Origin of the sequence: Phyllobacterium sp. 22229, from assembly GCF_052056495.1 — a bacterium.
In the GTDB taxonomy this organism is placed as follows: Bacteria; Pseudomonadota; Alphaproteobacteria; order Rhizobiales; family Rhizobiaceae; genus Phyllobacterium; species Phyllobacterium myrsinacearum.
The window spans coordinates 1-23,679 of the sequence record NZ_JBQEPA010000015.1; the positions used below are offsets into that span (position 1 = coordinate 1).

The window sequence follows — 23,679 nt, forward strand, 5'->3', positions numbered from 1 at the left end:
CGCAGGCCCCAGCTTTCAATACGCCCGACTTTGCCGCCATTGGCCTCGATGATACCCTTGTACTGTTCTACAAGCGCCATTCCGCCCATGGCACCCATCCCGCCGATTACCAGCACGCCCGATGCCGTTGCCACGCCGCCCGCCGCTGCGCAGCCGCAGGCCGAGGCACCCAATCTCGATGCGCCGCACCGCGACAATGGCTGGCAGCGGACAGCCTCTCCCTCCTTTGGCTCGACCCAGCGCAGTGAACCGCACATAGACGCCCTGCCCCACTTCGAGGACCCGCGCCCTGAAACCAGGGCGCCCGTGGAAACCAGAACCACGACGGCAGCGGCGTTCCCGTTCGCCGTACAGAGTGAAGGCCTAAAACCCGCTCACGAAGAATCCTCTCTGGACATACTCGGGCCAGCCAAGCCAGCCGAAGCGGAGATCAATCTGGCGGATCTTGATTTCGGCGATGCTTTCGAAACCGATCTGGAAGGCGAACTCCACATCACGCCCGATAAGGAAGTGCGCAAGGAGGCCGGCAGCATCGAGGATGAAATGGAGCGCCTGCTCGGCGATCTTTCAAAGCCGGAGAAACGCTGACCCCGCGGTCAATGCACCCTCAAACAAAAAAGCCCGGATTATTGATCCGGGCTTTTTATTGGTTTCATCAAGATCGCATCAATCGTCCTTATAGACTTTCTCGCGGCGCTCGTGACGTTCCTGCGCTTCGATGGAAAGTGTAGCAATCGGCCGTGCGTCCAGACGCTTCAAGCTGATCGGATCACCGGTCTCCTCGCAAAACCCGTATGTTCCGTCATCGATGCGCTGCAAGGCTGCATCGATCTTTGAAATCAGCTTGCGCTGCCGGTCACGCGCACGCAACTCGATCGCACGGTCCGTTTCCGACGATGCACGATCAGCGATATCTGGCAGGTTCGCATTCTCCTGCTGCAGGACTTCAAGCGTTTCACGCGCCTCCCGCAGAATGTCGTTCTTCCAGTTGATTAGTTTTTCACGAAAATAGGATTTCTGCCGATCACTCATGAAAGGCTCGTCATCCGTGGGCTTATAGTCAAGATCGATAAGTTTATTCATCTTTGAATCACCCTGCACCTAAGAGACGCGAGGAGGCCTATATAGGTCGTGTCACAAAGCCGCACAACTGCAAAACGACAGGCCATTCAGGGATTCGAACAAAGCGATTTTGCTTAAATAATCGGCAAACAATCCGTCAAATACCGGCCTGCATTCCACAAAATGCGATATTCCAGCCCAAAAAGCGGCAAAATTTCAGTTTTGGCCGCCCGTCCCCACGGAGGCTGTTTATCCAATGCCTCACAGAAATGCAGGCCGCTCATAAATCGGACAGGCCGGTTTTGCACAATTATTTGAGAATTGCGTCATTTGCTGCAGAGGTTTATCCATTCATTGTGTCCTGAAAGAACCAATACACCGTGGAGTTTAGATATGAGCCAGGTCTATTTACTCCGCCATGCCAAAGCAGTCTGGCCATCTCCGGGGCAGAAAGACTTTGACCGGACATTGGATTCCGCCGGGATTCAATCGGCAACCGTTCTGGGCGAGGAGATGAAGCGGTTCGGGCTGCGGCCGGACATCATCCTCTGTTCGACAGCGGTTCGGGCGCGCCAAACGCTGGAGCATATCGCCCTGCAGCCTCCCTTCATTCAGGAAGATCTGGAAAAACTCTATTCCGGCAGCGCCGACAACTATCTCACGGCCATCCGCATGGCGGGTCTTGAGCATGAAAATGCCCATTCTGTCATGCTGGTCGGCCACAACCCGATGATGGAGGATGTGGCCATTGCCCTCGCCGGGCGCGGCGACCCGCCCGCTCACCCCACCTTTGCAGCCGGTTTTCCCACCGCCGGGCTCGCCGTCATTGATTTTGCCGGCCCTCTGGCGGAAATCCGCCATGGAACCGGGACGCTGAGCACGTTCCTGTCGCCTTCCGAGCATCTCTGAAAAAAGCCAACTTCTTGTCATTAGACGTGTCACCCCTATATCCGGGCCAATATCCGGCTTGATTCAGGCCGTGAACGGGGCGAAAGCGCAGGACGATTGACTTGGGAACACTGACAACACTGACGGACGAAGCAAAGATCGCCCTCGATACCCTGGCGGATCGTACTGCAGGACTGGTCTCGCCCTCGCTCAGGCTCGGGGTGACCGGCCTTTCCCGGGCAGGCAAAACCGTTTTCATCACCGCGCTGGTGCACAACCTCATCCATGGCGGCAGACTGCCGATGTTCGAGGCGCAGAAATCAGGCCGCATCGCCAAGGCCTATCTGGAGGAACAGCCGGACGATGCCGTGCCGCGTTTCCAGTATGAGGATCACCTCAAGGCACTCATCGAGGAACGCATCTGGCCGGATTCCACCCGGGCCATTTCGGAGCTGCGGCTGACCATCGAGTACGAATCCGCGTCCATGTGGAACCGCATGTTTTCCGGCGGCAAGCTTTCCCTCGATATTGTCGACTATCCCGGCGAATGGCTGCTCGACCTGCCGCTCCTCAACAAATCCTATGCCGAATTCTCCAGCGATTCCTTCGAGCTGGCGCGCCTCGAGAGCCGCCGCGAGCTGGCTGGCGAATGGCTTGCCGCGGCCGATGGCATTGATGCCGATGTGCAGGCCGATGAGGTCACGGCGCAGCGGCTCGCCCGGATTTTCACCGGCTATCTCAGGGCCGGCAAGGCGGATGAACGGGCGCTCTCGACCCTGCCGCCGGGCCGTTTTCTCATGCCCGGCGACCTCGACGGCTCGCCCGCCCTCACCTTCGCGCCCCTGCCCAATCTCACATCCGGCAAATTCCGCCCCGGCTCGCTGGCCGCCATGATGGAGCGCCGCTACGAGGCCTACAAGACCCACGTGGTCAAACCGTTTTTCCGCGAGCACATCGCCCGGCTCGACCGGCAGATCGTGCTGGTCGACGCCATGCAGGCGATGAATGCCGGACCGTCCGCCATTGCCGATCTTGAGCGCGCCCTGACGGAAATCCTCTCCTGCTTTCGTCCCGGCAGCACCAATTTCCTCACCGGCCTCGTCCAGCGGCGCATCAGCCGCATCCTGATTGCCGCCACCAAGGCCGATCACCTGCACCATGAAAGTCATGACCGGCTGCAGGCCATCGTCCGCCGCCTGGTGGATCGCGCGGTGAGCCGCGCCGATTTTTCCGGCGCAAACGTGGACGTGCTGGCCATGGCGGCGGTGCGCACCACGCGCGAGGCAACCGTCACCCAGGGCAAGGAAGTCCTGCCCGTGATCGTCGGAACGCCGCTCAAGGGCGAAACGATCGATGGCGAACGCTTCGACGGCAAGACCGAAACAGCCATATTTCCCGGGGACTTGCCGGCAAAACCGGATTCAATTTTTGAAGGCCCGGAATCGGTTTCTGAGGATCCGGCCATTCGCTTCGTCCGCTTCCGCCCGCCCGCACTCGAAAAGACCGCGGAAGGGTTTACACTCTCGCTGCCGCATATCCGGCTTGACCGCGCGCTTCAGTTCCTGATCGGAGACCGCCTCGCATGACCGACAGCAACCCACGCAAACCCGCAGCCTTCCGCATGACCCCGCCCGAGACAGCCGTGCGCGCCGGGGCGGAAACGGCGCGCAAATCTGCCGAATCCCGCAGGCCCACGGCAATCAGGGATGCCGCGGTGATCACACCGGCACCGGTTGATGTGTTCGACCTTGATGCTTCAACGGCAGGCGAACTCGACGCCTTGACCCCGCCGCCCGCTCAACCGCGCAAAAAGCGCTTCTCCTTTGCGTCCGTGCTGACCGGCGCCCTCGGCGTACTGGTGTCGCTCGCCATCGGACTATGGGCCGACAATCTCATCCGCACCCTGTTCGAGCGTGCGCCCTGGCTTGGCTGGGTGGCACTCGCCGTCGGCATCGTTGCCGCTCTCTCGCTTCTGGCCATTATCATACGTGAAACTCTCGCCCTGCGCCGCCTCACATCGGTGCAATCGCTGCGCGATGCAGCGGCCAAGGCAGTGGCCGACAATGATGCGCGGCAGGCCAAGGCGGCCGTGGCGAGGCTCGTCACCATCGCCGAGACCATGCCGGCGACCGCCAAGGGCCGTGCCCTGCTGCATGATCTGCGCGACGACGTGATCGACGGGCGCGATCTCATCCGCCTGACCGAAACCGAATTGCTGCGCCCACTCGACCGGCAGGCGCGCGAGCTCATCCTTGCCGCTGCAAAGCGCGTTTCGGTCGTCACCGCCGTCAGTCCGCGTGCCCTTGTCGATATCGGCTACGTGATTTTCGAGTCGGCCCGGCTGATCCGCCGCCTGTCGGAGCTTTATGGCGGGCGGCCCGGCACATTGGGCTTCCTCAAACTGACCCGCAATGTGATCGCCCATCTCGCCGTCACCGGCACCGTCGCCATGGGCGACAGCATCGTCCAGCAGCTTGTCGGCCATGGGCTCGCGGCAAAACTCTCGGCGCGTCTGGGCGAAGGCGTCATCAACGGCCTGATGACCGCGCGCATCGGTATTTCCGCGATGGATCTGGTTCGCCCATTTCCCTTCAATGCGGAAAAACGGCCGGGCATCAGCGATTTTATTGGGGATCTTGCCCGTATCGGCGGCGGGAAAAAAGAATAATCCTGTGGACAGGGTTGCAATTTCGGCAGGAATGGCAACCATCCGTTAACCATTCCAACCGATGATCGGTCATCGTCATTTCAATGATTTGTGTTGAGTAATCCGAATGAAAACACGCGCAGCTGCCGCTACCATATCTTTGTTCGCCTGCGCGCTCTTCGCGTTTTCCGCACAAGCCAAGGATAAAGACAAGGACGCCGAGTTCTTTCAGACCGTCGAAGGCCAATGGGTTGGTCCCGGCGAGATTGTGGCCGGCAAGTACAAGGGTACGAAGTTCACCTGCACGCTTGACGGCTCAACCCCCGATGAAACCGCAGGGATGACACTGGACGGCAGTTGCCGCGTCGGTATTTTCAACCAGCCGATGAAGGCAACCATTGCCCGCAATGGCGGCACCTATAAGGGCACATTCCTCGACGGTGCTGCTGGCAAGGGTCTTGATATCACTGGCGGCAGCGTTGCCGGCGACCGGGTCGTCCTCAATATCACCCGCAAACAGCTGACCGGCGCAATGCTGGCCAAGTTCACCGGCGACAACACGCTGAACGTCACCATATCGGTGCGGCTGGAAGATACGCTGATTCCGGTTGTCGGCATGACCCTGAAGCGCGTGGACAACACCGCCGTCGGCAGCATCGCCAAGAACTGATCAATCCGGCCGGTTCTCGCGCCACCAGCCCGCCTCCGCGCGGGCTTTTTCTATGCCGGAACGGTCACACAAGGCAGCCCACCCGGCAACGCTTTTTCCGTTCACCAAAAGGTCCGGTGCGATATCGCTGAGCGGCACCAGCACAAAGGCCCGCTCCGTCATGCGCGGATGCGGCAATGTCAGCGTCTGGCTTTCAAACCGCTCCCTGCCCTCATAGGCCAAAAGGTCGATATCGATGATGCGCGGTCCCCAGCGTTCGATGCGCTCGCGTTTCATCTGTCGCTCGATATCCAGCGTGGCCGCCAGCAAAGCTTCCGGTTCGAGCGATGTTTCGACTTGCGCACAGGCATTGTGAAACCACGCCTGATCGGTTTTGCCCCAGGGCGGCGTCCGGTAAACCGGCGAAACGGCAATGACCTGCGTATCATCGCGGCGGCCGAGAGCCTGCAGGGCCTCCGCCATCGACTGCACGGGATCGCCGATATTGCCGCCGAGCCCGAGCCACGCTTTGTGCACGAGGCTCATGCCTTCGCACCCCGGGTTTCGAGCATGGCATCGGCAATGGCCAGCGCATCCCGGTTCATCCCGATGTCGTGCACGCGAAACACGTCCGCGCCGGCCAGCCGCAGGATCGCCGATGTTGCGGCCGTGACCACATCGCGCTGATCCGCATCGCGCCCTGTCACCGCGCCGAGGAACCGCTTGCGCGAGGTGCCCGCCAGGAAAGGATAGCCAAAGGCCTGCAACTCGGCGAACCGGCGCATCAGGGCTAGGTTTTCTTCGGTTTCCTTGGCAAAGCCGAATCCCGGATCGAGCACGATCTGCTCGCGCGCCACGCCCGCCAGCCTGGCGATCTCCAGTGAGCGGTTGAGGAAAGCAAATTGATCGACGATGACATCGGGATCGCGCTCACGCTCGCGGCCCGTGTGCATGATGACAAGCCCGGCCCCGGTCTGCGCCGCAAGATCGGCGATCGCCGGTTCGCGCTGCACACCCCAGACGTCATTGACGATATGCGCACCGGCGGCAACGGCGAGCCGCGCGGTTTCCTCGCGATAGGTATCGACGGAAATGAGCACATCGGTTTGCCCGGCCAGGGCTTCAATCACCGGAAGCACCCGCGCCTGTTCGGTCCTGGCATCGACCCGGGTTGCGCCGGGCCGGGTCGACTCGCCGCCGACATCGATGATGTGAGCCCCCTCGGCGATCATCGCCCGCGCCCCCTCGATTGCCTTGTCCGGCGCCAGATGTACGCCGCCATCGGAAAACGAATCCGGCGTGACGTTGAGGACACCCATGATGATGGCCTCCGGTCCGAGGATCAGGGATCGCCCATGCGCCAGACGCCACTCTCTTTGCATAGGGATGCTCCTTTCAATGCCGGAATGCTGCCGTTGTTTTTGAACAGAACGCTCGCCGCGTCAATTCATCCGCAACGTTTTTGGCGCTAGAGTGTTCGTACTGCAGGCAGGCTTTGGCCGAAATGAAGGATCAGTCCCCATGAAAACGATCGTCAGAACGGCGGCTCTCGCACTCGCATGTCTGCTCGCAACCGAAAGCGCCAATGCGGCCGTGGTCCTGCGCAATTATGAGTATTTCACCCTGAACGGCAGAACGGCCGCCGATCTTGATCGCGAATTGAGCCGGCGCGGGCCGCAGTTGCACAAGACTGGTCCCCGCCATCCCGGCGCAACGCAGATGCGGTTCAACACCAAGGTCAAATACGGGTCCGACGGCAAGAGCTGCCGGGTTGTCGAGGCAAATATCACCATTCACGCCCGGGTCCATCTGCCGCGCTGGAAACAGCGCGCGTCGGCCAAGCCCGATCTCGCCCTGATCTGGGACACGCTGTCGGCCGATATCAAACGTCATGAGGAAAGCCATATCGTCATTGCCCGCACCGCCGCATTCGAGATGGAGCGGGCGATGAAAGCCCTGCCCTGGCGCAGCAATTGCGAGGAAATGAAAGCCGATGCGGCCAAGCTCATGGTCAAGCTGATGAAAGAGCAGGACGCCGCGCAGATTCAGTTTGACCGCGTGGAGGGAAAGAATTTTGAGCGCCGCTTCGAACGGCTGCTCATATTCCGCATCCAGCGCGAGATGGAGAACAAAAAGGGATAGTGTGACCGGCGCGGATGCGCCGGTTCACCCATTCATTGTTCAAGCGACGCCCAGCTTCTTCTGCAGGCTGGTCGATGAGGTCGTATACTGGAACACCACCCGCTCGCCGGGGCTGATGATGCGCTTGGCCGCCTGGGTCATCAGCGCCGCCTCGTGGAAACCGGACAGGATCAGCTTGAGCTTGCCGGGATACCAGTTGATGTCGCCAATGGCGAAAATCCCCGGCTGTGACGTTTCGAAGGTCTCGACATTCACCGGTATGAGGTTTTCATGCAGGTTGAGCCCCCAATCGGCGATCGGGCCGAGTTTCATGGTCAAACCGAAGAATGGCAGCAGGCGGGTAACTGGAATCTCGGTCTCGCCCTCCGCCGCCTTGATCGTGGCGCTGGAAAGCTGCCCGTCCGCGCCCGTCAGGCCGGAAACCTGTCCTAGCTCGAAACGCACGCTGCCGCGCTCGACCAGTTCGAACATCTTCTTGACGCTGTCGGGCGCCGCGCGGAATTCGGCACGGCGGTGCACCACGGTCAAACTGCGGGCGATGGGCTGCAGGTTCAGCGCCCAGTCCAGGGCCGAATCACCACCCCCGACAATCAGCACGTCTTCGTCACGGAATTCTTCCATGCGGCGCACCGAATAAAAGACGCTCTTGCCCTCGAAGGCTTCGATGCCGGGAACCGGCGGACGTTTTGGCTGGAATGAGCCGCCACCGGCGGCAATCACCACCACCTTGGTCTCGAAAACCTCGCCTTCATCGGTTTCCACGTGGAACTGGCCATCGGGCTGGCGTTCCAGCCGGGTGACCATGCGGTTGAAATGAAACTGCGGCGCGAACGGCTTGATCTGCTCCATCAGCTTGTCCGTCAGCCCCTGCCCGCTGATTTCGGGCCAGGCCGGAATGTCATAGATGGGCTTTTCCGGGTAGAGTTCCGCACATTGGCCGCCGGGACGGTCGAGAATATCGATCAGATGGCATTTGAGATCGTAGAGGCCGAGCTCGAACACGGCGAAGAGGCCGACAGGCCCGGCGCCAATGATCACGACGTCCGTTTTGGTTATTTCACTCATCGATAATTCCTCATGACAAACCAATATACTATTTCACACCGGCAAGCGGTCTGGAATGGAGCATTTCTAATCGGTCGGTGAGAAAATATCAGGCTAAATCTTACGCCTGGCGCTCCGGAACATGGACGACAAGGCCGTCCAGCTCATCGGAAACGCGAATCTGGCAGGACAGGCGCGAGCTCGGACGCACGTCATAGGCGAAGTCGAGCATGTCTTCTTCCATGGCTTCCGGCTCGCCAGCCGCGTCCTTCCAGGCATCATCGACATAGACATGGCAGGTTGCGCAGGCACAGGCACCGCCGCATTCCGCGTCGATGCCCGGCACGGCATTGCGGATGGCGCTCTCCATCACGGTCGAGCCGTTCTCGGCTTCCGTATCCATCCGGACGCCATCGAAAGTGACAAACGTGATCTTTGCCATGAAAAAAGCCCCAAGCAGAAAAGTTACCGCTGAGATAGGGATTTGGACAGGGAAGTCAATTGCACTCCCTGACGCAGCCAGCGGGGACTAGTGGTCCGATTCTGACATTTGCATCCCTTTGATACAGGCCGTTCAGGCAAATGTCAGAATCAAGGGACCACTAGCAACGATAAGATTCCAGTGGAACTTTGAATTTGACATTCGCATGTTGCGGGTCATGTCAAATGGGGTGCGAATGTCAAATTCGTTCCACTAGCGCGTGATCGCCGCTATATAGTCACGCACGTCGTCGATTTCGGGATGAAGTTCGCTGAGCAGCTTCGTGTTGCCGGGCGACCGTTCGATCGATTCGGCCAGATCGGCGACGCGGAAGGCACCGACGGCGCGCGCCGAACCCTTGAGCGATTTGGCGAGACGGACCCGTTCATCGGCATTGGCCTGGCTCAGCCGGTTGACGATTCCCGAAATCTGGCGGGAGAACAGGCTGAGGATTTCGGTCTCGAGTGCGCGGTTGCCGAATGTCTCGCGGGTAAGATGCACAAGATCGATCGGCCGTTTGCGCGATGGTTTGGACGTTTCGCCGCCCGGCAGCGCAAAAGCCATTGACGCTTGTTGTGGCAGTGCCATGATACTCTCCTGAACTCAGACTCGAATGAATGCGCAAGTTTAATCAAATGCCGGGCATTCTGGGTTAAAGCATGGCCGCTACCCCCCGAATTGGCCGGATGTGGTGAACGAAGGGTTAATTCAGGCATTCCGGCAAAATTTGGTTCGAGCCAAAAAAATTAACCTTGTGTTTAAACTTTTAAGCATTTCCCGAATCCATTGTTTCTTTCCAATCCATGTGCCAGTACGATAGACTTAAGGCGTAAAGAGTATGGCGCGGTCGACTCCACATGTGGTCACTGCCCAATATTGCGAGGTAAACATGGCCACAGCCCCGAAGAACAAAGTAGCGAAAGCCGAGGACGAACTTGGTGAAGCTCTTGAAAAGGCTCTAGAAATTGATTTCGATGAGTCGACACTCGGCATGGATATGGATCTTTCGCCAGTCGATGACGATCTGATCTCTTTCAACGATCTCGAAGCGCAGATTTCCCAGGCAGCGCAGGAACTGGCGGCAGAAAAGCACAATGCGCCGGTTGTTCCGGAACCCGTAAAGCCCGTGGAAATCAAGGAAAGCCTTGCCGCGGAGAACACGATTCCGCTGCCGGCACCCAAGCCGCAGATTCAGGCTGCCAACCCGATTCCCGCCGCACCGCCCGCGCCGCCAAAGGCGCCCGCCGTGCCGCCGCAGACATTCAAGCCGGCAAATGACGATTTGCTGCAGAACACCAAATCGGCCCGCTCGACGGCTTCCAACCAGGCGCCGCGCTCCTACGGGCTGGTCACCGCCATTGTCAGCGTGCTCTGGGCCGCCGGTGTTCTTGCACTTGGTCAGGCACTCTACGGCTCGTCCCTGTGGTCGATTCGCTCGTTCGCCGATTTTGCCGCTGCGCCCTATGCGATTGCCCTCGCCGTGGCGATCATCGTTCCGGTCATGCTGTTCTGGGCCTTTGCCCTGATGGTACGCCGCGCGCAGGAAATGCAGTATGCCGCCCGCTCCATGGCTGAAGCCGCCATGCGCCTTTCCGAGCCGGAAATGCTGTCGTCCGACCGCGTGGCCTCGCTGGGCCAGGCCGTTCGCCGTGAAGTCGCCGCGATGAGCGAAGGTGTTGAACGCACCCTCGCCCGTGCCGTCGAACTGGAAACGCTTGTTCAGACCGAGGTCAATCAGCTCGAACGCGTCTATACGGACAATGAACACCGCATCCGCACGCTGGTCGACCGCCTCGGCGGCGAACGCGAATCGGTCATCGGCCATGCCGAACGGGTTCGCGCATCGATCTCCAGCGCGCATGAACAGCTGAAGGATGAATTGTCCCTGGCTGGCGATTCGCTGCGTGACAACCTGCTCAGCGCCTCGACCAACTTGACCATGTCAATCAGCCAGTCCGGCGATACACTCATCGATCGCCTGACCCAGAGCGGCCAGACCATCGCCGACTCGATCGGCTCGCGCTCCGACGACATCTCGGCCAAGATCACCACGTCGGGCGAAGCCTTTGCAAATCTTCTGGAAATGCGGATTGCAGCACTCTCGGAACAGACCGATTCGGTGACGATGAAGCTGGCCGATACGCTCGATGGCCGCACCAACAGCATGCTGTCGCTGCTGGGCAACGCCACCCAGACCCTGGTCGGCGAATTCGATACGCGTCTCGCCGGGCTCGACACGACAATCAACGAGCGCGGCCGTTCCCTGCTTGCTGAATTCGAAACCCGCGCCCAGTCGCTGGATGCCAGCACCGAACGCCTGAATTCGGCGCTTGAAGCCCGCGCCCGCCAGATCAATGAACAGTTGATCGAGCGTACCCGCGACATCGCCAAGACCTTCACGGACGGCCGCGCTTCGATTGACGGCATCGTCGACGAGACGAAGGCGAAGATCGGCAACGACCTGTCGAGCCTTTCCGAATCGGTCGGAAGCCTTCTGTCCACCAATACGGCGCTCTTTGCCGACAAGCTGGCCGAAAGCCGCGAAGCCCTCGCTGCAACCCTTTCCGGCGAAACGGAACGGGCCGCCTCGATCATTCGCGATCAGGCCGGACAGCTTGGCGATCATACATCAAACCTGCGCTCCGTTCTTGAAACGAGCACGGCAGCCATTGGCCAGATCATTGACGGTCATGCCGCATCGCTCGATGACCGCACCTCCGGTCTGCGTGTGGCATTGGCTGACAATGATGCCCGCATCGGCGCGACGCTCGATTCCCATGCCAAGGCCATCGAGGACCGTACATCGGGCATGCACGCCGCATTCTCCGATACGGATGAGAAGATCCGCCAGACCCTGGACGAACATGTGCGCAGCATCGATGCCCGCAGTGCCGGCGTCGAGGCGGCTATCCTGGCTGGCGATGCCCGCATCGGCCAGACACTCGAAGCCCATGCCAAGATCATGGATGACCGCACATCCGGTATGCGCGCCGCCTTTGTCGACACGCACGCCAAGATTGCCCAGACTCTGGACCATCATGCCAAGAGCCTCGATGAACGCAATCAGGACATCCAGCTGGCTCTGGCTGGCAGCGATGCCAAGCTTGGCGACACGCTGGCCGCCCACACCCAGGCTATCGACGCCCGCAACGCGGAAATCCAGTCAACGCTGCTCAACAGCGGTGCGCGCATCGACGGCACGCTCAGCGGCTTCATTGAATCCGTTGATGGCCGCACAAGCCGCATTGAAAGTGCCCTGACCAGCAGTGACGAGCGCATCAGCAATGTTCTGGCGTCCCATGCCAGCGCCATTGAGGACCGCACGGCCGGCATCGAACAGGCGCTTTCCAACAGCGATACACGCATCGGCAACACGCTTTCCTCCCATGCCTCGGCATTGGATGAACGCACGGCGGCCATCCAGGCAGCGCTTGAAAACACCCATGCGCAGATCGGCCGGACCCTCGCCGACCATGCAACGGTGATCGACGACCGCACCGCCGGCATCCGCTCCGTTCTCGACAGCAGCAATGCCCAGATCGGCAATGTGCTCACCTCGCATGTGACGGCCATCGACGAACGCGCTGCCGGAATCCGGGCAACGCTCAACGACAGCAACGCCCAGTTCGGCGATACGCTTGCCTCGCACGTCAATGCGATTGACGAACGGGCAGCCGCGATCACGGCGGCGCTTTCGAACAGCAATGCGCATATCGGTGACACACTCGCCTCGCATGCCGGCGCGATTGATGAACGGGCTGCGACGATCACATCGACGCTTGCCAACAGCACAGCCAAGATCGGCAGCACGCTTGCCTCGCATGTCAACACGCTCGACGAGCGCGCCGCAGCCATCCAGGCAACGCTTGCCAACAGCAATGCCGGCATCAGCGATACGCTCGCCGCCCATGTCAGCACCATTGACGAGCGAGCTGCGGCCATCGCAGCCAGCCTCGCCGACAGTGATGCCCGCATTGGCGAAACCCTCAACACCCATGCCAGCGTGCTCGACGACCGCATCAGCGGCATTCGGGCAGCGATGGAACATGGCAATGCAACGCTTGGCCAGACCCTTGACGGTCAGGCAAGTGCCATCAGCGACCGCACCGTCGCCCTGCAGGCCGTTCTGCAGGACAGCGCCGAAGTTCTCGCCAAGGCGTTTGAAACCCATGGCGGTACCATCGACGAACGCACGACCACCATGCAGAGCGCCCTTGCCATGGGTGTCGACAATGTCCGCAAGTCGCTTGAACAGAGCGCCTCGGTCGTTGCCCGCACCCTGCGCGACAAGATCACCGAGGCCGCTTCCACCCTTACCGGTGAAGCGCAGAAGGCCGGTGAAGCGCTCGACGGTCATGGCGAGGCATTCAGCCAGCGCATGAATGAAAGCCTGGCCGAAACCGAAAAGCGTCTTGGTCAGCGGGCAACGGAAGCTGCCGCCAATCTGGAAGCACTGGAAGCCCGCTTCACCGCGGCCACGGATTCCACCGCCTCCAAACTGGCCGAAAGCACCCGCGAACTCAACGAAGTGCTGGCAGCCCGCTCGCAGGAGATCATCAGCATTCTCGACAACACGGCGCAGCCGCTCGTCGAGAGCCTTGCCGATAATGGGCGTACGCTCGCCTCGCAGCTCGTCGAAGCCACCACGGCGGCGACGGAACGCCTGCGCGTTGAAAATGCGGCCCTGATCAATGCCATCGCCAGCCGCACCGCGGAAACCATCACCGCGGTTCAGGAAGCCAAGGCGGGCCTCACCGACGACGTCAGCAACCTGATCGACCGCCTCTCCTCTTCCAATGCGAAGCTGGGCGAGCTGATCGACATGGCCACCAAGAACCTTGGCGACATCGACGGCCGCCTGCTGGATACGACAACCGCCTTTGCCGAAAACGCGACGCGCGCTGCCGAATCCTTCGAGTCCTCCACGCGCCTGATCGACGGCAATATCGGCAAGCTCTCGCAGCTGTCGAACACGACACTTGTCGACATTGCCTCCATCGCCAAGCGTTTTGACGACCATGGCAAGATGCTGGGCGCTGCATCCGAACTGATCAACTCGTCGCAGTCGAACCTTGCTTCGACCTTCGATGAACGTCAGGCGGCCCTGCAGAACCTGGCAACCGGCCTGGTGGAGAAATCCGAAAACATCGAAAAGACCATGCGGTCGTTCGAGTCCCTCGTCTCCTCCGCCTTTGACCGGGCCGAAGGCCGTGCCACGCAGACAACCGAACAGATCCGCAATTCCATCGCGGAAGTTGTCGAACAGGCATCGCAGAAGTTCGCCAATGCGACGGACGAAATCCGCCGCTCCTCGGCTGCCATCCGCGCGGAACTCGAAGAGACCCGTTCGGAACTGCAGCGCGGCGTCATGGACATGCCGGAAGAAGCCAAGCAGTCGACTGCGCAGATGCGCAAGGCTGTCTCCGAGCAGATCAATGCGCTGAAGGAACTGTCTGAGATCGTGCAGAAATCCGGACGCCTGACCGACGTCGGCGAAGCCCGGGCAGCCCGCGCCCCTGCTCCTGCCCGTACGGCAGCAGCCGTTGCACAGGCCCCGCAGCCGCAGCGCAGCGAACCGGTTGCAGCACCACGCGCCGTTGCTGCGGCACCCGCTGCTCCGGCTCCGGCCATGCGCGGCAGCCTCGACGTGCGCGGCAACCCGGAACAGCCCAAGCAGGGCAATGGCTGGGTTTCCGACCTGCTCCGTCGTGCATCCAGCGACGAGACTCCAGCCGCCCCCAAGGCCAAGGCGCCGGAGGCCCGCTCGCCCGGTCAGGTGGTTGAATCGCTGAACTCGCTTTCGGTCGATATCACCCGTGCCATCGACCACGAGGCTTCGGTTGAACTGTGGCAGCGCTACCGCGCCGGCGAACGCAATGTGTTCACCCGCCGTCTCTACACGCTGAAGGGTCAGCAGACATTTGACGAGATCAAGCGCAAGTATCAGGCAGACAGCGAATTCCGCCGTGCCGTCGACCGCTACATGGACGACTTCGAACGCCTGCTGGAAGACGTTGCCCGCAATGATCGCGACAATGTCCTGACCCAGAATTACCTGACGTCGGATACCGGCAAGGTCTACACCATGCTGGCCCATGCGAGTAACCGCCTGCGCTAAGCTGGTGCCTTGTCAGAACTGAAAAACGCGGCCTCGGGCCGCGTTTTTTGTTGACGGTGCATCAGCGCCGGAGACAGGCCTGCAGCAAATGGAACATCGCCCGTTGCAGGCCGGTTGATCCAGCGCTATATATGCCGCGTCGGAAAAGGCAGACTTGGTTTGGTAAGCCCAAGTCCTTTCGGAAACGGAAGCTCTGTCCCTGCCTCGTGCATGTGTTCCCCTCGACGAACAGCCAACGCTGTCCAAGCGTTTATGTTCGTCCGTGTGGTTCGCAAAACGATGAACCGCTCCGGTCGAACGACCACAAAGGAGTAGTTCATGCCCCCCAGGATTTATGATGTTGTGATTGCCGGTGCAGGCCCTGTCGGCCTGTTTCTCGCCTGCGAGCTGCGCCTCGCCGGTCTCTCCGTGCTGGTGCTGGAGCAAGCCGAAAACCCGCACTCCCCCTTGAAGGGGCTGCCGTTCGGCATGCGCGGCCTTTCCGCCCCCACCGTCGACGCCTTCTATCGTCGCGGACTGCTGGATGATGTCTCGGTCCCGCGAAAAGAACCATCGGATGGCAACAGGACACCGGCTGCAGCGCATTGGATGCAACAGCCCCGCCGGCCGGGCGGCCATTTCGCCGGCATCCAGTTTTTCCAGGACGCTATCGATACCTCAAAATGGCCCTATCGCCTGCCCGGCCCAGCCGCCACCAATTTGGCCACCACCATGCAGCAGGTGGAATCCGTCCTTGCCGCCCGTGCTGACGCGATGGGCGTCGAGATCAGGCGCGGCCTCGGCGTGGAGCGTTTCGAGCAGTCGGATGATAGCGTGACCGTTCATGCCGGCGGTGCCGCCTTTCACGGACGCTGGCTCGTCGGCTGCGATGGCGGGCGCAGCACCGTGCGCAAGGCTGGAGGTTTTACATTTACCGGCACCGATCCGGAATTCACCGGCTATTCCGTTGAGGTCGAGCTGACCGATCCGGACATGCTCAGCCCCGGCCGGCACTATACGCCGGCGGGCATGTACACCTACCAGAAGCCCGGAACCATCGCGATGGTCGATTTCGACGGCGGCGCCTGCCACCGGACCCGGCCGATCACGCTCGACCATGTGCAGGCGGTGCTGCGCCGCGTCTCCGGCACCAGCGTCACATTGACGGCACTCACGCTTGCCACCACGTGGACGGACCGCGCCTGTCAGGCCACCGCCTACCGCAATGGACGGGTACTGCTCGCCGGTGACGCCGCGCACATCCATTCCCCCCTCGGCGGACAGGGGCTGAATCTCGGGCTTGGCGATGCGATGAACCTGGGATGGAAGCTCGCATCAACAATCCGTGGTACCGCGCCATCCGGCCTGCTCGACACTTATGAGAGCGAACGGCACCCGGTCGGAGCGCAGGTGCTTGACTGGTCGCGCGCCCAGGTCGCGCTCATGCGGCCGAGCCGCAGTTCCCGTGCGCTCGAAGCCATCATGCGCGATCTCATCGACACGCGCGATGGTGCAACCTACTTCGCCGAACGCGTCTGGGGCGTGTCGCTCCGCTACGATCTTGGTGGCAGCCACCCGCTGGCCGGCCGCAGCGCACCCGACTTCGAGCTGGCCGACGGGACGTTCCTCGGCGGGCATCTTGGAAGCGGGAAAGGCCTCCTCCTGGACTTTGACGCCACTGTACCGCTTCAGGCGCTGGCACGCCGCTGGGGCGGCCGGATCGGCTATCTCGCACATGATGCCAGAAACAGGCTTGGCTTGCGCTCCGTGCTTGTCCGTCCGGATGGCATCGTCGCCTGGGCCGGTGAGACCGCTTCTGATTTGGAGGAACTTGCGCAGGCAGCGGCGCGATGGTTCGGCGAGCCTGAATAGGTACGTGAACCACGCACGATGTTCCGTGCAATGGTCCTCACGCCGTCCGCAACGTCTTCTCCCTGCCGAACATCTCGCGGTAGGCGGTGGGCGTCGTTGCCAGCTGCTGGCGAAAATGATGCCGCAGCGTGGCAGCCGTACCGAACCCGGTGGTCTCGGCGATGGTCTCGACCGAAAGCACCGACTGCTCAAGCAGTTCCCGTGCCTTGGCCAGCCGTTCCGACAGCAGCCATTTGGCAGGCGTCGTGCCGGTTGCGGCCTCGAAGCGGCGCAGAAACGTGCGCGAGCTCATGCCCGCCGCCTTGGCCAGCGTTGCAATGGAAAAATCATGCCTGAGCTCGGTGCGCATCCGCTCGAGCAGCGGCGACAGCCTTATCCCCTCATGTGGCGGCGGCACGGCCCGTTCGACGAACTGCGCCTGCCCGCCCTCGCGGTGCGGCGCCACCACCAGCCGGCGCGCCACCTTGTTGGCGGCCTCGGTACCAAAATCCCGGCGGATCAGATGCAGGCAGAGATCAATGCCCGCCGCGCTCCCGGCAGAGGTCAGCACACTGCCCTCATCCACGTAAAGCACGTTGGGCTCAACCGCGATATCCGGATAGCGCTCCGCCAGGAGATCGGCATAGCGCCAGTGCGTCGTCGCCCTGCGCCCGGCCAGGAGACCGGCGGCGGCCAGAACGAACACGCCGGAGCAGATAGAGAGAATCCGTGCGCCATTGGCATGCGCCCGCCGAAGGGCCTGTGCCAAAGCATCCGGCACCGCATGCTCGACGCCGCGCCAGCCCGGCATGATGATGGTTCCCGCCTGTTCGAACAGGTCAAGCCCGCCATCGGCCAGAATGCGCACGCCGCCGGTGGCGCGCAGCTCGCCGACTTCAATGCTGGCCACGGCAAACCTGTACCAGTCATCGCCCATTTCCGGGCGCGGCAGCCCGAACATTTCGACGACCAGGCCGAACTCGAACGTGCAGAGCCCGTCATAGGCAACGGCGACAACCAGCGGATTATCAAGGCGGGGGGCAAGGGATACGTTTGACATGATATCGACGATATATGGCAATCTTGCCAACTACCAGTGCCTTGTCGCGTGTCTTACGAATTGCGCGTCAACACAGGAGAGCCCCATGAGCTATGTTACCGAAACCCCGGCTGCAGCACCACAGACTGTCATCGAGCATTTTTCCCGGCGTCTCGCGCTTGAGACCGATTGTGCCGACGTCGCCGCATCGCTGAAGGCGGGCGAACAGGACTTTGTGCTCCTGCACGTGGTGGGAACACCGGCGGCCTATGAACGCCGTCACGTGCCGGGAGCCATACATCTGCCGCATCGCGAGATCACCGCCGAGCGCATGGCCGCATGGCCCAACGATACGCTGTTCGTCGCCTATTGCGCCGGCCCCCACTGCAATGGCGCCGATCAGGCCGCGCTGAAACTTGCAAGGCTGGGACGTCCGGTGAAAATCATGATCGGCGGCATCACCGGCTGGGCCGACGAGGAACTCCCCTTCGCCACCGGTCCGGCAGCGGGCGAACTCAGAAGGGTCGCCTGAGTTTCCGGTTTAGATAACCGACAGCGTCCAGGTGACGATATCGCCTGCGGCGCTGTCAAACGCATGGTTCAGGGCGGTGACATAGGCCGCATTGCCCTGGCCGCTGACCGGCGATGTCGAGCGGAAGACGCGGGTCGCGCGCACCGTGCCGTTCTTGTCATTGAGGATCTTGATGGCGATTTCGACGACGGCCGTTTCCTTGCCCGAGGCATCGATATCGAACGTGCGGATATTGCTGATCACCTGATAATCGATGGCAAGGCCTTCGCCGGGACGGCCGACGCCGCCGAAGCGGCCCGAACTCTCAAATGCCTGCACCAGCCGCGTCTGCACGATGTTCGGCAGGCGGTCGGACCACTGCGCGCCCTTCAGGAACGAAATGGCATTCGGTCCGGAGCGGACCACGACGTTTTCGCCATCAAGCGCTTTGAGGGCCGATGGCGCGGCGATCAGTATCTGGCGGCTGCCATGTTTTCTGGATGACGTCTCGGACAGGGACGGGCCGGAAAGATCGAATGTATCAAGCTTCTTGGTTCCGGCGCAGGCGGAAACGGACAAAGCCATCAGCAGAGCGGCAATTGTCGTTCTTGAATTCACCAATGCTCTCATCCCTGTCACGCAAAGCTTCACGATTCATTAACCTTCATGCGATGCAGCATCGCCAAAGTCAACGGCGCGTGCGGCCGTCATACTCCGGCACATTGCCGCTGCCGCCGAAAATCACCCGCTGCGGATTCTTCTCAAGATCGCTGATCGCCCGCTCGATGCGCTGCACCGACTGGCGGCTCTCGGTGACGAGCGCCTGCACATCGCGCAGGCCCTGCCCGGAAAAGCGGTTGAGGTTGTCCGTGATCGGGCCAAGCTTGGTGTTGAGATTGTCTGCAACCGCGCGATAGGATTTGAGCGTGTTGCGCGCTTCGGCCACAACGCTGCCATCGCCATCGGACACCAGATTGTCGACCTTGGCCAGAACGCCGTCGACCCGGGCCGAAGCGACATTCAGCCGCGTCATCATTTCACGCGCCTCGCGCACCACCGACTGCACGTCCTCGGCGCTCTGGCTGAACTTGTCGATCACATCGGAGTTCTTGGCCAGCGCATCGGTGAACTTCTTGGTGTTGTTGACCGTATCGACCAGCGGCCCCTTCACCTCGGTGATGAAACTTTCGATCGAGCTCATCGCCGTGTTGACGCGTTCGAGAATGTCCTGCGCCTTCTGCAGAAGGTTGTTGACCACCGACGGATCGGCGTCGATACGCGCAACTGCGCCATCCTTGTCGGCTTCTTCAAGCAGATTGGGTTCATAGACCTTGCCGCCCTTAAGCTCCACGAAAGCCAGACCGGTCAAGCCGGTAAAGCCGAGGGTTGCCTGGGTCGAGCGGGTGATCGGTGTCGTGCTGTCGATTTCCGCGGTGGCGATCACCGCGTCGGGATTGGTCTTGTCGATATTCAGGCGCCGCACGGTGCCCACCTTGATGCCGTTGAAGAGCACCTGGCTGCCCTCGGCCAGGCCGGTAACCGAACCGGCAATGCGGATTTCCAGCGTCGTCATTTCCTGCCTGTCGCCATAGCGGGCGATCCAGTACACGAAGACGAACGCCGCGACGCAAACCGCAAGCGTGAAAATCCCGACCAGAACGTAGTTGGCTTTGGTCTCCATCGATTATTCCACCTAACCCTGTTCCTTCAGCAACGGCCCGGATTGCCGGGCGCTTTGCATGCGATCAGACTTTCGCCTGCTGCTGCCGTTCGGTACGATCTGGCGCGCGCGCTTGCCATGAAAATATTCCTGAACCCACGGGTCATCAAACGTCAGCATGTCGTCGATGGTTCCTTCCACGAGAACCCTTTTCTTACCCAATACCGCGATTCGGTCGCAAACGGCGAACAGGCTATCGAGATCGTGCGTGACCATATAGACGGTCAAACCCATCGTATCGCGCAGATTTGCGATGAGTTCATCGAAATCGGCGGCGCCGATGGGATCGAGCCCCGATGTCGGCTCATCGAGAAAGACGATGTCCGGGTCGAGCGACAAGGCACGGGCCAGCGCTGCACGCTTGATCATGCCGCCGGACAGTTCCGACGGAAATTTTTCGGCCGTATCCGGTTTCAATCCAACGAGATCGATCTTGAGGCGCGCCAGTTCGTCCATCAGGCTGTGCGGAATGTCGAGATATTCGCGCATCGGCACCTGGATGTTTTCGAGAACCGTCAGCGACGAGAACAAGGCGCCGTGCTGGAACAGGACACCCATGCGCATGTCGACGCTGAGTTTTTCCTGTTCCGTCGCACGGTCGATGTCATGGCCGAAAATGCTGATATTGCCGTGCTGTTTCTGATTGAGACCGAGGATCGTCCGCATGAGGACAGATTTGCCTGTCCCCGACGCGCCGACAAATCCCAATATCTCGCCGCGATAGACGTCGAGATTCAGGTGCTCCAGCACCGATGAACGGCCGAAGGACACGCTGACATCCTTGACCGAAAGGATGATATCGCCGGGCTCCTGCTCTCTGCTCTTGCCGTTGTCTGTCGAATTCATTCGCCTCGGGCGTCCCTGGATCTGAAAATCAGTACATAAGGCTTCTTAACCGCTGGCACCATCCACGCGTGCTCCGCATGACGTCCCGTAGCCTTAGAAGCACTTGAATTGTTTGCTCTATCAGTCAACATCCCCACACATATCGAGTCTCTGACTTGATGTCACTGTAGCAATTAGAGCCTTTCCTGCTTAAATAGAACCAGTTCTGTTTCCCGGATGGCGAGACAATCCACGCGGAAGGCAGCGAGGCCGATGTTTACCCATCGGACGACGCTGCCTGACAAAGTGGGTGTCCGCCAGCCGGAAACCCGGAGGGCCGGGTGAATTTGGCCCAATCCCATCGGGCTTCGGCTTCGCCCGATGGAAAGGCATCGGTCTCGCCAAACCCCTCGACCTTGAACCAAATTCCCTCCGGCAGAACGATTCTATTTAAGCAGGAAAGGCTCTAAGGCGCACATAATGACTGTTAATATGGAGATTACCGTTGAACGCTGGCCCATTGCCGGAACGTTCACCATCTCGCGGGGTTCAAAGACGGAAGCAGCCGTGGTGGTTTGTACCCTGCGCGACGGACCATATGCCGGGCGCGGCGAATGCGTTCCCTATGCCCGCTATGGCGAAAGTCTCGATTCCGTCTGTGCCGAAATTGAAAAACTGCGCAGTGCACTTGCCGCCGGTGCAACGCGCGCTGACATTGCCGGCCTGATTGGCGCTGGTGCTGCCCGCAATGCCGTCGATTGCGCCCTCTGGGATCTCGAAGCCAGACGGGCCGGACGGCGCGTTGCCGATCTCGTCGGTTTGCCGCCGCTCAAAGCCCTGACCACGGCCGTGACCGTTTCCTTCGGCGATGCGCAAACCATGGCCGCAGCCGCCCGTGCCCTGTCCGGCCGTCCGGTCATCAAGGTCAAGGTCGGCGGCGAGGATGACGAGGAACGCATATGGGCCGTGGCGCAAGCCGCGCCCGACAGCCGCATCATTCTCGACGCCAATGAGGGCTGGACCGACGAAAATATCGTCCGGCACATGCTGGCCGCCGCAAAGGCCGGGGTCGTGCTCATCGAACAGCCGCTTCCGGCTGGCAAGGACGGCATTCTCTCGGCAATCCCGCACCCCGTCCCCCTGTGTGCCGATGAGAGCGCCCACGGTACGGACGATCTGCACACCCTTCTCGGCCGCTATGACAGCATCAACATCAAGCTCGACAAGACAGGCGGGCTGACCGAAGCCCTGCGCATGCAGAAACGGGCGCGCGAACTCGGGTTCGGCATCATGGTCGGCTGCATGGTGGGCACGTCCCTGGCCATGGCGCCGGCTGTGCTCGTCGCGCAGGACGCCGACTTCGTCGATCTCGACGGCCCGCTGATCCTGAAGGAGGACCGCCAGCCCGGCCTCGTCTTTGAAGGCAGCCACGTGTCGCCGCCGCAATCGGAGCTTTGGGGTTAGCGCTAGCGCTCGCGCTGCTCCAGCTTCAGCGAAACATTAGCCAGAACAAGCCCGACCGCCGCCAGCACCACCATGGCATAGAAGCCATAGATGCCGGTGGCGCTGTAGAGCGGTCCGGACACCATGGTGATGATGGCCAGCGACGTGCCGATGAAGAAGGTGGATATGCCCTGTGCCGTTCCACCCTTCTCCTCGGGAATGGTCATGGCGATCATTTTCTGCATGCCGAGGAAAGACAGGGCGAACGAGAAAGCATGCAGGCTCTGCACGACGAAAAAGCCGGCGACGCCGAGACCTGCCGGCACGATCAGCGGAAAGACTGTCCAGCGGAATATGGCGACGGCTGAGCCGATCATCAGCACGCGTGCCGGATGCAGGCGTCCGAATACCCGGCGAAAGCAGGTGAACATGATCACCTCGGCCACCACGGCGATGGACCACAGCGCCCCGATCACCGTCTCCTCAATGCCGATGGACTTCCAGTAGATGGCCGAAAAACTGTAACCATAGGCGTGACTTGCCTGGGTGATCCCCGTGGCGATCAGAAAGGTGACGAAGGCCGGACGGCGCAGCGCCCTGCCCGCATCGGCCATGTCGATATCCGACAGCGGCGACAGGCGGCGCGGCTTGCCGATGCGCGGCACCACGAAACTCATGCCGCATGCGGCAACCAGCGCGCCCAGCAGCACCGTCGGGATGATCCACTCGCCCGTATGCTGGATCAGCACGCCGCCGGCAAAGGAAGCCAGCAGGAACGCGATGGACCCCCAGACGCGCATCCTGGCGAAATCCGCGCCGTAGCGGCGCACACCCGAAAGCGCAATCGTATCGGCCAGCGGAACCTGCGATGTCCACGGTGCAGCCAGCAACAGCGACACGACCAGAATGCCGAAGAAATTGAACGGCAGAAAATAGAACGCCGCAACGATCACCGCCAGAATGGTGGCCATGGTCAGGATATGTGCACGGTCGCTGGACTGGTCAGCCAGAATGGACACCAGCGGTGCGGCGATGACGCGCACGAACAGCGGCATGGACAGGACGATCGATATTTCCGTCGGCGACAGCGAACGGAATTCCAGCCACAGCGGAAAGTAAGGCAGATGCAGGCCGCTTGAGATGAAAATCGCAAAATAAGCCAGAGCCAGCCGAAACTCGAACCGAGACGGCTTATCGTGAAAACTGTCCGCAGTGGCGGCTGTCATGGAGGGACTTTCGGAGGATCGAGGAGCGGCGCACGAATATCAACTAACCATATT

Annotated in this window: 21 protein-coding genes and 1 pseudogene; 10 read left to right on the top strand and 12 right to left on the bottom strand. The window is 61.1% G+C overall.

Features of this window, described 5'->3' with window-relative positions:
* Positions 1 to 98: pseudogene (locus tag ACTJJ7_RS18175) on the bottom strand (30S ribosomal protein S6); the annotation flags it as partial.
* On the opposite strand from ACTJJ7_RS18175, the gene ACTJJ7_RS18180 reads away from it, so the two are divergent.
* Positions 88 to 588, top strand: coding sequence for a hypothetical protein (locus tag ACTJJ7_RS18180; protein ID WP_440968390.1), 501 nt, complete (start codon positions 88 to 90; stop codon positions 586 to 588). The pseudogene ACTJJ7_RS18175 and the gene ACTJJ7_RS18180 sit on opposite strands and share 11 nt — an antisense overlap.
* A 78-nt stretch (positions 589 to 666) precedes the next feature.
* Here ACTJJ7_RS18180 and dksA read toward each other — a convergent pair whose 3' ends face one another.
* Positions 667 to 1,083, bottom strand: a complete 417-nt coding sequence (dksA, locus tag ACTJJ7_RS18185; protein WP_105732419.1) for an RNA polymerase-binding protein DksA — start codon at positions 1,081 to 1,083, stop codon at positions 667 to 669.
* Between the two features lie 372 nt (positions 1,084 to 1,455).
* On the opposite strand from dksA, the gene ACTJJ7_RS18190 reads away from it, so the two are divergent.
* From ACTJJ7_RS18190 to ACTJJ7_RS18205, 4 genes are all read left to right on the top strand, one after another.
* Positions 1,456 to 1,971 (top strand): SixA phosphatase family protein, encoded by a 516-nt coding sequence (locus tag ACTJJ7_RS18190; RefSeq protein ID WP_105732418.1) that lies wholly within the window; start codon positions 1,456 to 1,458, stop codon positions 1,969 to 1,971.
* Between the two features lie 101 nt (positions 1,972 to 2,072).
* Positions 2,073 to 3,536: a YcjX family protein gene (locus tag ACTJJ7_RS18195; RefSeq protein WP_440968391.1), complete on the top strand. Its 1,464-nt coding sequence runs from the start codon at positions 2,073 to 2,075 to the stop codon at positions 3,534 to 3,536.
* A complete protein-coding gene (locus ACTJJ7_RS18200) occupies positions 3,533 to 4,618 on the top strand; it encodes a YcjF family protein (RefSeq protein ID WP_440968392.1) in 1,086 nt (361 codons plus the stop codon). The genes ACTJJ7_RS18195 and ACTJJ7_RS18200 overlap by 4 nt, the downstream gene beginning before the upstream one ends.
* A 106-nt stretch (positions 4,619 to 4,724) precedes the next feature.
* Positions 4,725 to 5,267, top strand: coding sequence for a hypothetical protein (locus ACTJJ7_RS18205; RefSeq protein WP_105732415.1), 543 nt, complete (start codon positions 4,725 to 4,727; stop codon positions 5,265 to 5,267).
* On the opposite strand, the gene folK is transcribed toward ACTJJ7_RS18205, so the two are convergent.
* Entirely contained in the window at positions 5,268 to 5,792 is a 525-nt protein-coding gene (gene folK / locus ACTJJ7_RS18210) for a 2-amino-4-hydroxy-6-hydroxymethyldihydropteridine diphosphokinase (RefSeq protein ID WP_440968393.1), read from the bottom strand.
* Positions 5,789 to 6,628, bottom strand: coding sequence for a dihydropteroate synthase (gene folP / locus ACTJJ7_RS18215; protein ID WP_440968394.1), 840 nt, complete (start codon positions 6,626 to 6,628; stop codon positions 5,789 to 5,791). Before folP ends, folK begins: the two co-directional genes overlap by 4 nt.
* A 139-nt stretch (positions 6,629 to 6,767) precedes the next feature.
* Between folP and ACTJJ7_RS18220 the strand changes: the two genes are divergently transcribed.
* Positions 6,768 to 7,388 (top strand): DUF922 domain-containing Zn-dependent protease, encoded by a 621-nt coding sequence (locus tag ACTJJ7_RS18220; RefSeq protein ID WP_105732412.1) that lies wholly within the window; start codon positions 6,768 to 6,770, stop codon positions 7,386 to 7,388.
* A 39-nt stretch (positions 7,389 to 7,427) separates the two neighbouring features.
* On the opposite strand, the gene ACTJJ7_RS18225 is transcribed toward ACTJJ7_RS18220, so the two are convergent.
* The 3 genes from ACTJJ7_RS18225 to ACTJJ7_RS18235 form a co-directional block, all read right to left on the bottom strand.
* Positions 7,428 to 8,453, bottom strand: a complete 1,026-nt coding sequence (locus ACTJJ7_RS18225) for an NAD(P)/FAD-dependent oxidoreductase (protein WP_440968395.1) — start codon at positions 8,451 to 8,453, stop codon at positions 7,428 to 7,430.
* Between the two features lie 100 nt (positions 8,454 to 8,553).
* A complete protein-coding gene (locus tag ACTJJ7_RS18230; protein ID WP_105733090.1) occupies positions 8,554 to 8,874 on the bottom strand; it encodes a 2Fe-2S iron-sulfur cluster-binding protein in 321 nt (106 codons plus the stop codon).
* 252 nt (positions 8,875 to 9,126) lie between these two features.
* A complete protein-coding gene (locus ACTJJ7_RS18235; protein ID WP_245420961.1) occupies positions 9,127 to 9,501 on the bottom strand; it encodes an Hpt domain-containing protein in 375 nt (124 codons plus the stop codon).
* 301 nt (positions 9,502 to 9,802) lie between these two features.
* Here ACTJJ7_RS18235 and ACTJJ7_RS18240 point away from each other — a divergent pair, with 301 nt between their 5' ends.
* Both ACTJJ7_RS18240 and ACTJJ7_RS18245 read left to right on the top strand, forming a co-directional pair.
* Positions 9,803 to 15,031 carry a kinesin gene (locus ACTJJ7_RS18240; RefSeq protein WP_440968396.1) on the top strand — a complete coding sequence of 1,743 codons (5,229 nt, stop codon included), beginning with the start codon at positions 9,803 to 9,805 and terminating at the stop codon, positions 15,029 to 15,031.
* Positions 15,032 to 15,349: 318 nt separating this feature from the next.
* Complete coding sequence (locus ACTJJ7_RS18245; protein WP_440968397.1) at positions 15,350 to 16,882, top strand: FAD-dependent monooxygenase; 1,533 nt, start codon at positions 15,350 to 15,352, stop codon at positions 16,880 to 16,882.
* 37 nt (positions 16,883 to 16,919) lie between these two features.
* Here the strand turns inward: ACTJJ7_RS18245 and ftrA are convergent, their stop codons facing one another.
* Entirely contained in the window at positions 16,920 to 17,921 is a 1,002-nt protein-coding gene (gene ftrA / locus ACTJJ7_RS18250; protein WP_440968398.1) for a transcriptional regulator FtrA, read from the bottom strand.
* An 85-nt stretch (positions 17,922 to 18,006) separates the two neighbouring features.
* Between ftrA and ACTJJ7_RS18255 the strand changes: the two genes are divergently transcribed.
* Complete coding sequence (locus ACTJJ7_RS18255; RefSeq protein WP_440968399.1) at positions 18,007 to 18,432, top strand: rhodanese-like domain-containing protein; 426 nt, start codon at positions 18,007 to 18,009, stop codon at positions 18,430 to 18,432.
* A 9-nt stretch (positions 18,433 to 18,441) separates the two neighbouring features.
* Here the strand turns inward: ACTJJ7_RS18255 and ACTJJ7_RS18260 are convergent, their stop codons facing one another.
* The 3 genes from ACTJJ7_RS18260 to ACTJJ7_RS18270 are packed head-to-tail and all read right to left on the bottom strand — an operon-like array spanning position 18,442 to position 20,977.
* On the bottom strand, positions 18,442 to 19,041 hold the full coding sequence (locus ACTJJ7_RS18260) for an ABC-type transport auxiliary lipoprotein family protein (protein WP_440968469.1): 600 nt from the start codon (positions 19,039 to 19,041) through the stop codon (positions 18,442 to 18,444).
* A 58-nt stretch (positions 19,042 to 19,099) separates the two neighbouring features.
* Positions 19,100 to 20,092 carry an MlaD family protein gene (locus tag ACTJJ7_RS18265; RefSeq protein WP_440968400.1) on the bottom strand — a complete coding sequence of 331 codons (993 nt, stop codon included), beginning with the start codon at positions 20,090 to 20,092 and terminating at the stop codon, positions 19,100 to 19,102.
* Between the two features lie 12 nt (positions 20,093 to 20,104).
* A complete protein-coding gene (locus ACTJJ7_RS18270; RefSeq protein WP_105732405.1) occupies positions 20,105 to 20,977 on the bottom strand; it encodes an ABC transporter ATP-binding protein in 873 nt (290 codons plus the stop codon).
* Between the two features lie 459 nt (positions 20,978 to 21,436).
* Between ACTJJ7_RS18270 and dgcA the strand changes: the two genes are divergently transcribed.
* Positions 21,437 to 22,420 carry an N-acetyl-D-Glu racemase DgcA gene (gene dgcA / locus ACTJJ7_RS18275; RefSeq protein WP_440968401.1) on the top strand — a complete coding sequence of 328 codons (984 nt, stop codon included), beginning with the start codon at positions 21,437 to 21,439 and terminating at the stop codon, positions 22,418 to 22,420.
* A 2-nt stretch (positions 22,421 to 22,422) separates the two neighbouring features.
* Here the strand turns inward: dgcA and ACTJJ7_RS18280 are convergent, their stop codons facing one another.
* Positions 22,423 to 23,625, bottom strand: a complete 1,203-nt coding sequence (locus ACTJJ7_RS18280; RefSeq protein WP_440968402.1) for an MFS transporter — start codon at positions 23,623 to 23,625, stop codon at positions 22,423 to 22,425.
* Positions 23,626 to 23,679 lie beyond the last annotated feature (54 nt).

Coding starts and splice junctions, on each gene's coding strand:
- ACTJJ7_RS18180 (WP_440968390.1), top strand. CDS start 88: ATGGCACCCATCCCGCCGATTACCAGCACGCCCGATGCCGTTGCCACG.
- dksA (WP_105732419.1), bottom strand. CDS start 1,083: ATGAATAAACTTATCGATCTTGACTATAAGCCCACGGATGACGAGCCT.
- ACTJJ7_RS18190 (WP_105732418.1), top strand. CDS start 1,456: ATGAGCCAGGTCTATTTACTCCGCCATGCCAAAGCAGTCTGGCCATCT.
- ACTJJ7_RS18200 (WP_440968392.1), top strand. CDS start 3,533: ATGACCGACAGCAACCCACGCAAACCCGCAGCCTTCCGCATGACCCCG.
- ACTJJ7_RS18205 (WP_105732415.1), top strand. CDS start 4,725: ATGAAAACACGCGCAGCTGCCGCTACCATATCTTTGTTCGCCTGCGCG.
- folK (WP_440968393.1), bottom strand. CDS start 5,792: ATGAGCCTCGTGCACAAAGCGTGGCTCGGGCTCGGCGGCAATATCGGC.
- folP (WP_440968394.1), bottom strand. CDS start 6,628: ATGCAAAGAGAGTGGCGTCTGGCGCATGGGCGATCCCTGATCCTCGGA.
- ACTJJ7_RS18220 (WP_105732412.1), top strand. CDS start 6,768: ATGAAAACGATCGTCAGAACGGCGGCTCTCGCACTCGCATGTCTGCTC.
- ACTJJ7_RS18225 (WP_440968395.1), bottom strand. CDS start 8,453: ATGAGTGAAATAACCAAAACGGACGTCGTGATCATTGGCGCCGGGCCT.
- ACTJJ7_RS18230 (WP_105733090.1), bottom strand. CDS start 8,874: ATGGCAAAGATCACGTTTGTCACTTTCGATGGCGTCCGGATGGATACG.
- ACTJJ7_RS18235 (WP_245420961.1), bottom strand. CDS start 9,501: ATGGCACTGCCACAACAAGCGTCAATGGCTTTTGCGCTGCCGGGCGGC.
- ACTJJ7_RS18240 (WP_440968396.1), top strand. CDS start 9,803: ATGGCCACAGCCCCGAAGAACAAAGTAGCGAAAGCCGAGGACGAACTT.
- ACTJJ7_RS18245 (WP_440968397.1), top strand. CDS start 15,350: ATGCCCCCCAGGATTTATGATGTTGTGATTGCCGGTGCAGGCCCTGTC.
- ftrA (WP_440968398.1), bottom strand. CDS start 17,921: ATGTCAAACGTATCCCTTGCCCCCCGCCTTGATAATCCGCTGGTTGTC.
- ACTJJ7_RS18255 (WP_440968399.1), top strand. CDS start 18,007: ATGAGCTATGTTACCGAAACCCCGGCTGCAGCACCACAGACTGTCATC.
- ACTJJ7_RS18260 (WP_440968469.1), bottom strand. CDS start 19,041: ATGAGAGCATTGGTGAATTCAAGAACGACAATTGCCGCTCTGCTGATG.
- ACTJJ7_RS18265 (WP_440968400.1), bottom strand. CDS start 20,092: ATGGAGACCAAAGCCAACTACGTTCTGGTCGGGATTTTCACGCTTGCG.
- ACTJJ7_RS18270 (WP_105732405.1), bottom strand. CDS start 20,977: ATGAATTCGACAGACAACGGCAAGAGCAGAGAGCAGGAGCCCGGCGAT.
- dgcA (WP_440968401.1), top strand. CDS start 21,437: ATGACTGTTAATATGGAGATTACCGTTGAACGCTGGCCCATTGCCGGA.
- ACTJJ7_RS18280 (WP_440968402.1), bottom strand. CDS start 23,625: ATGACAGCCGCCACTGCGGACAGTTTTCACGATAAGCCGTCTCGGTTC.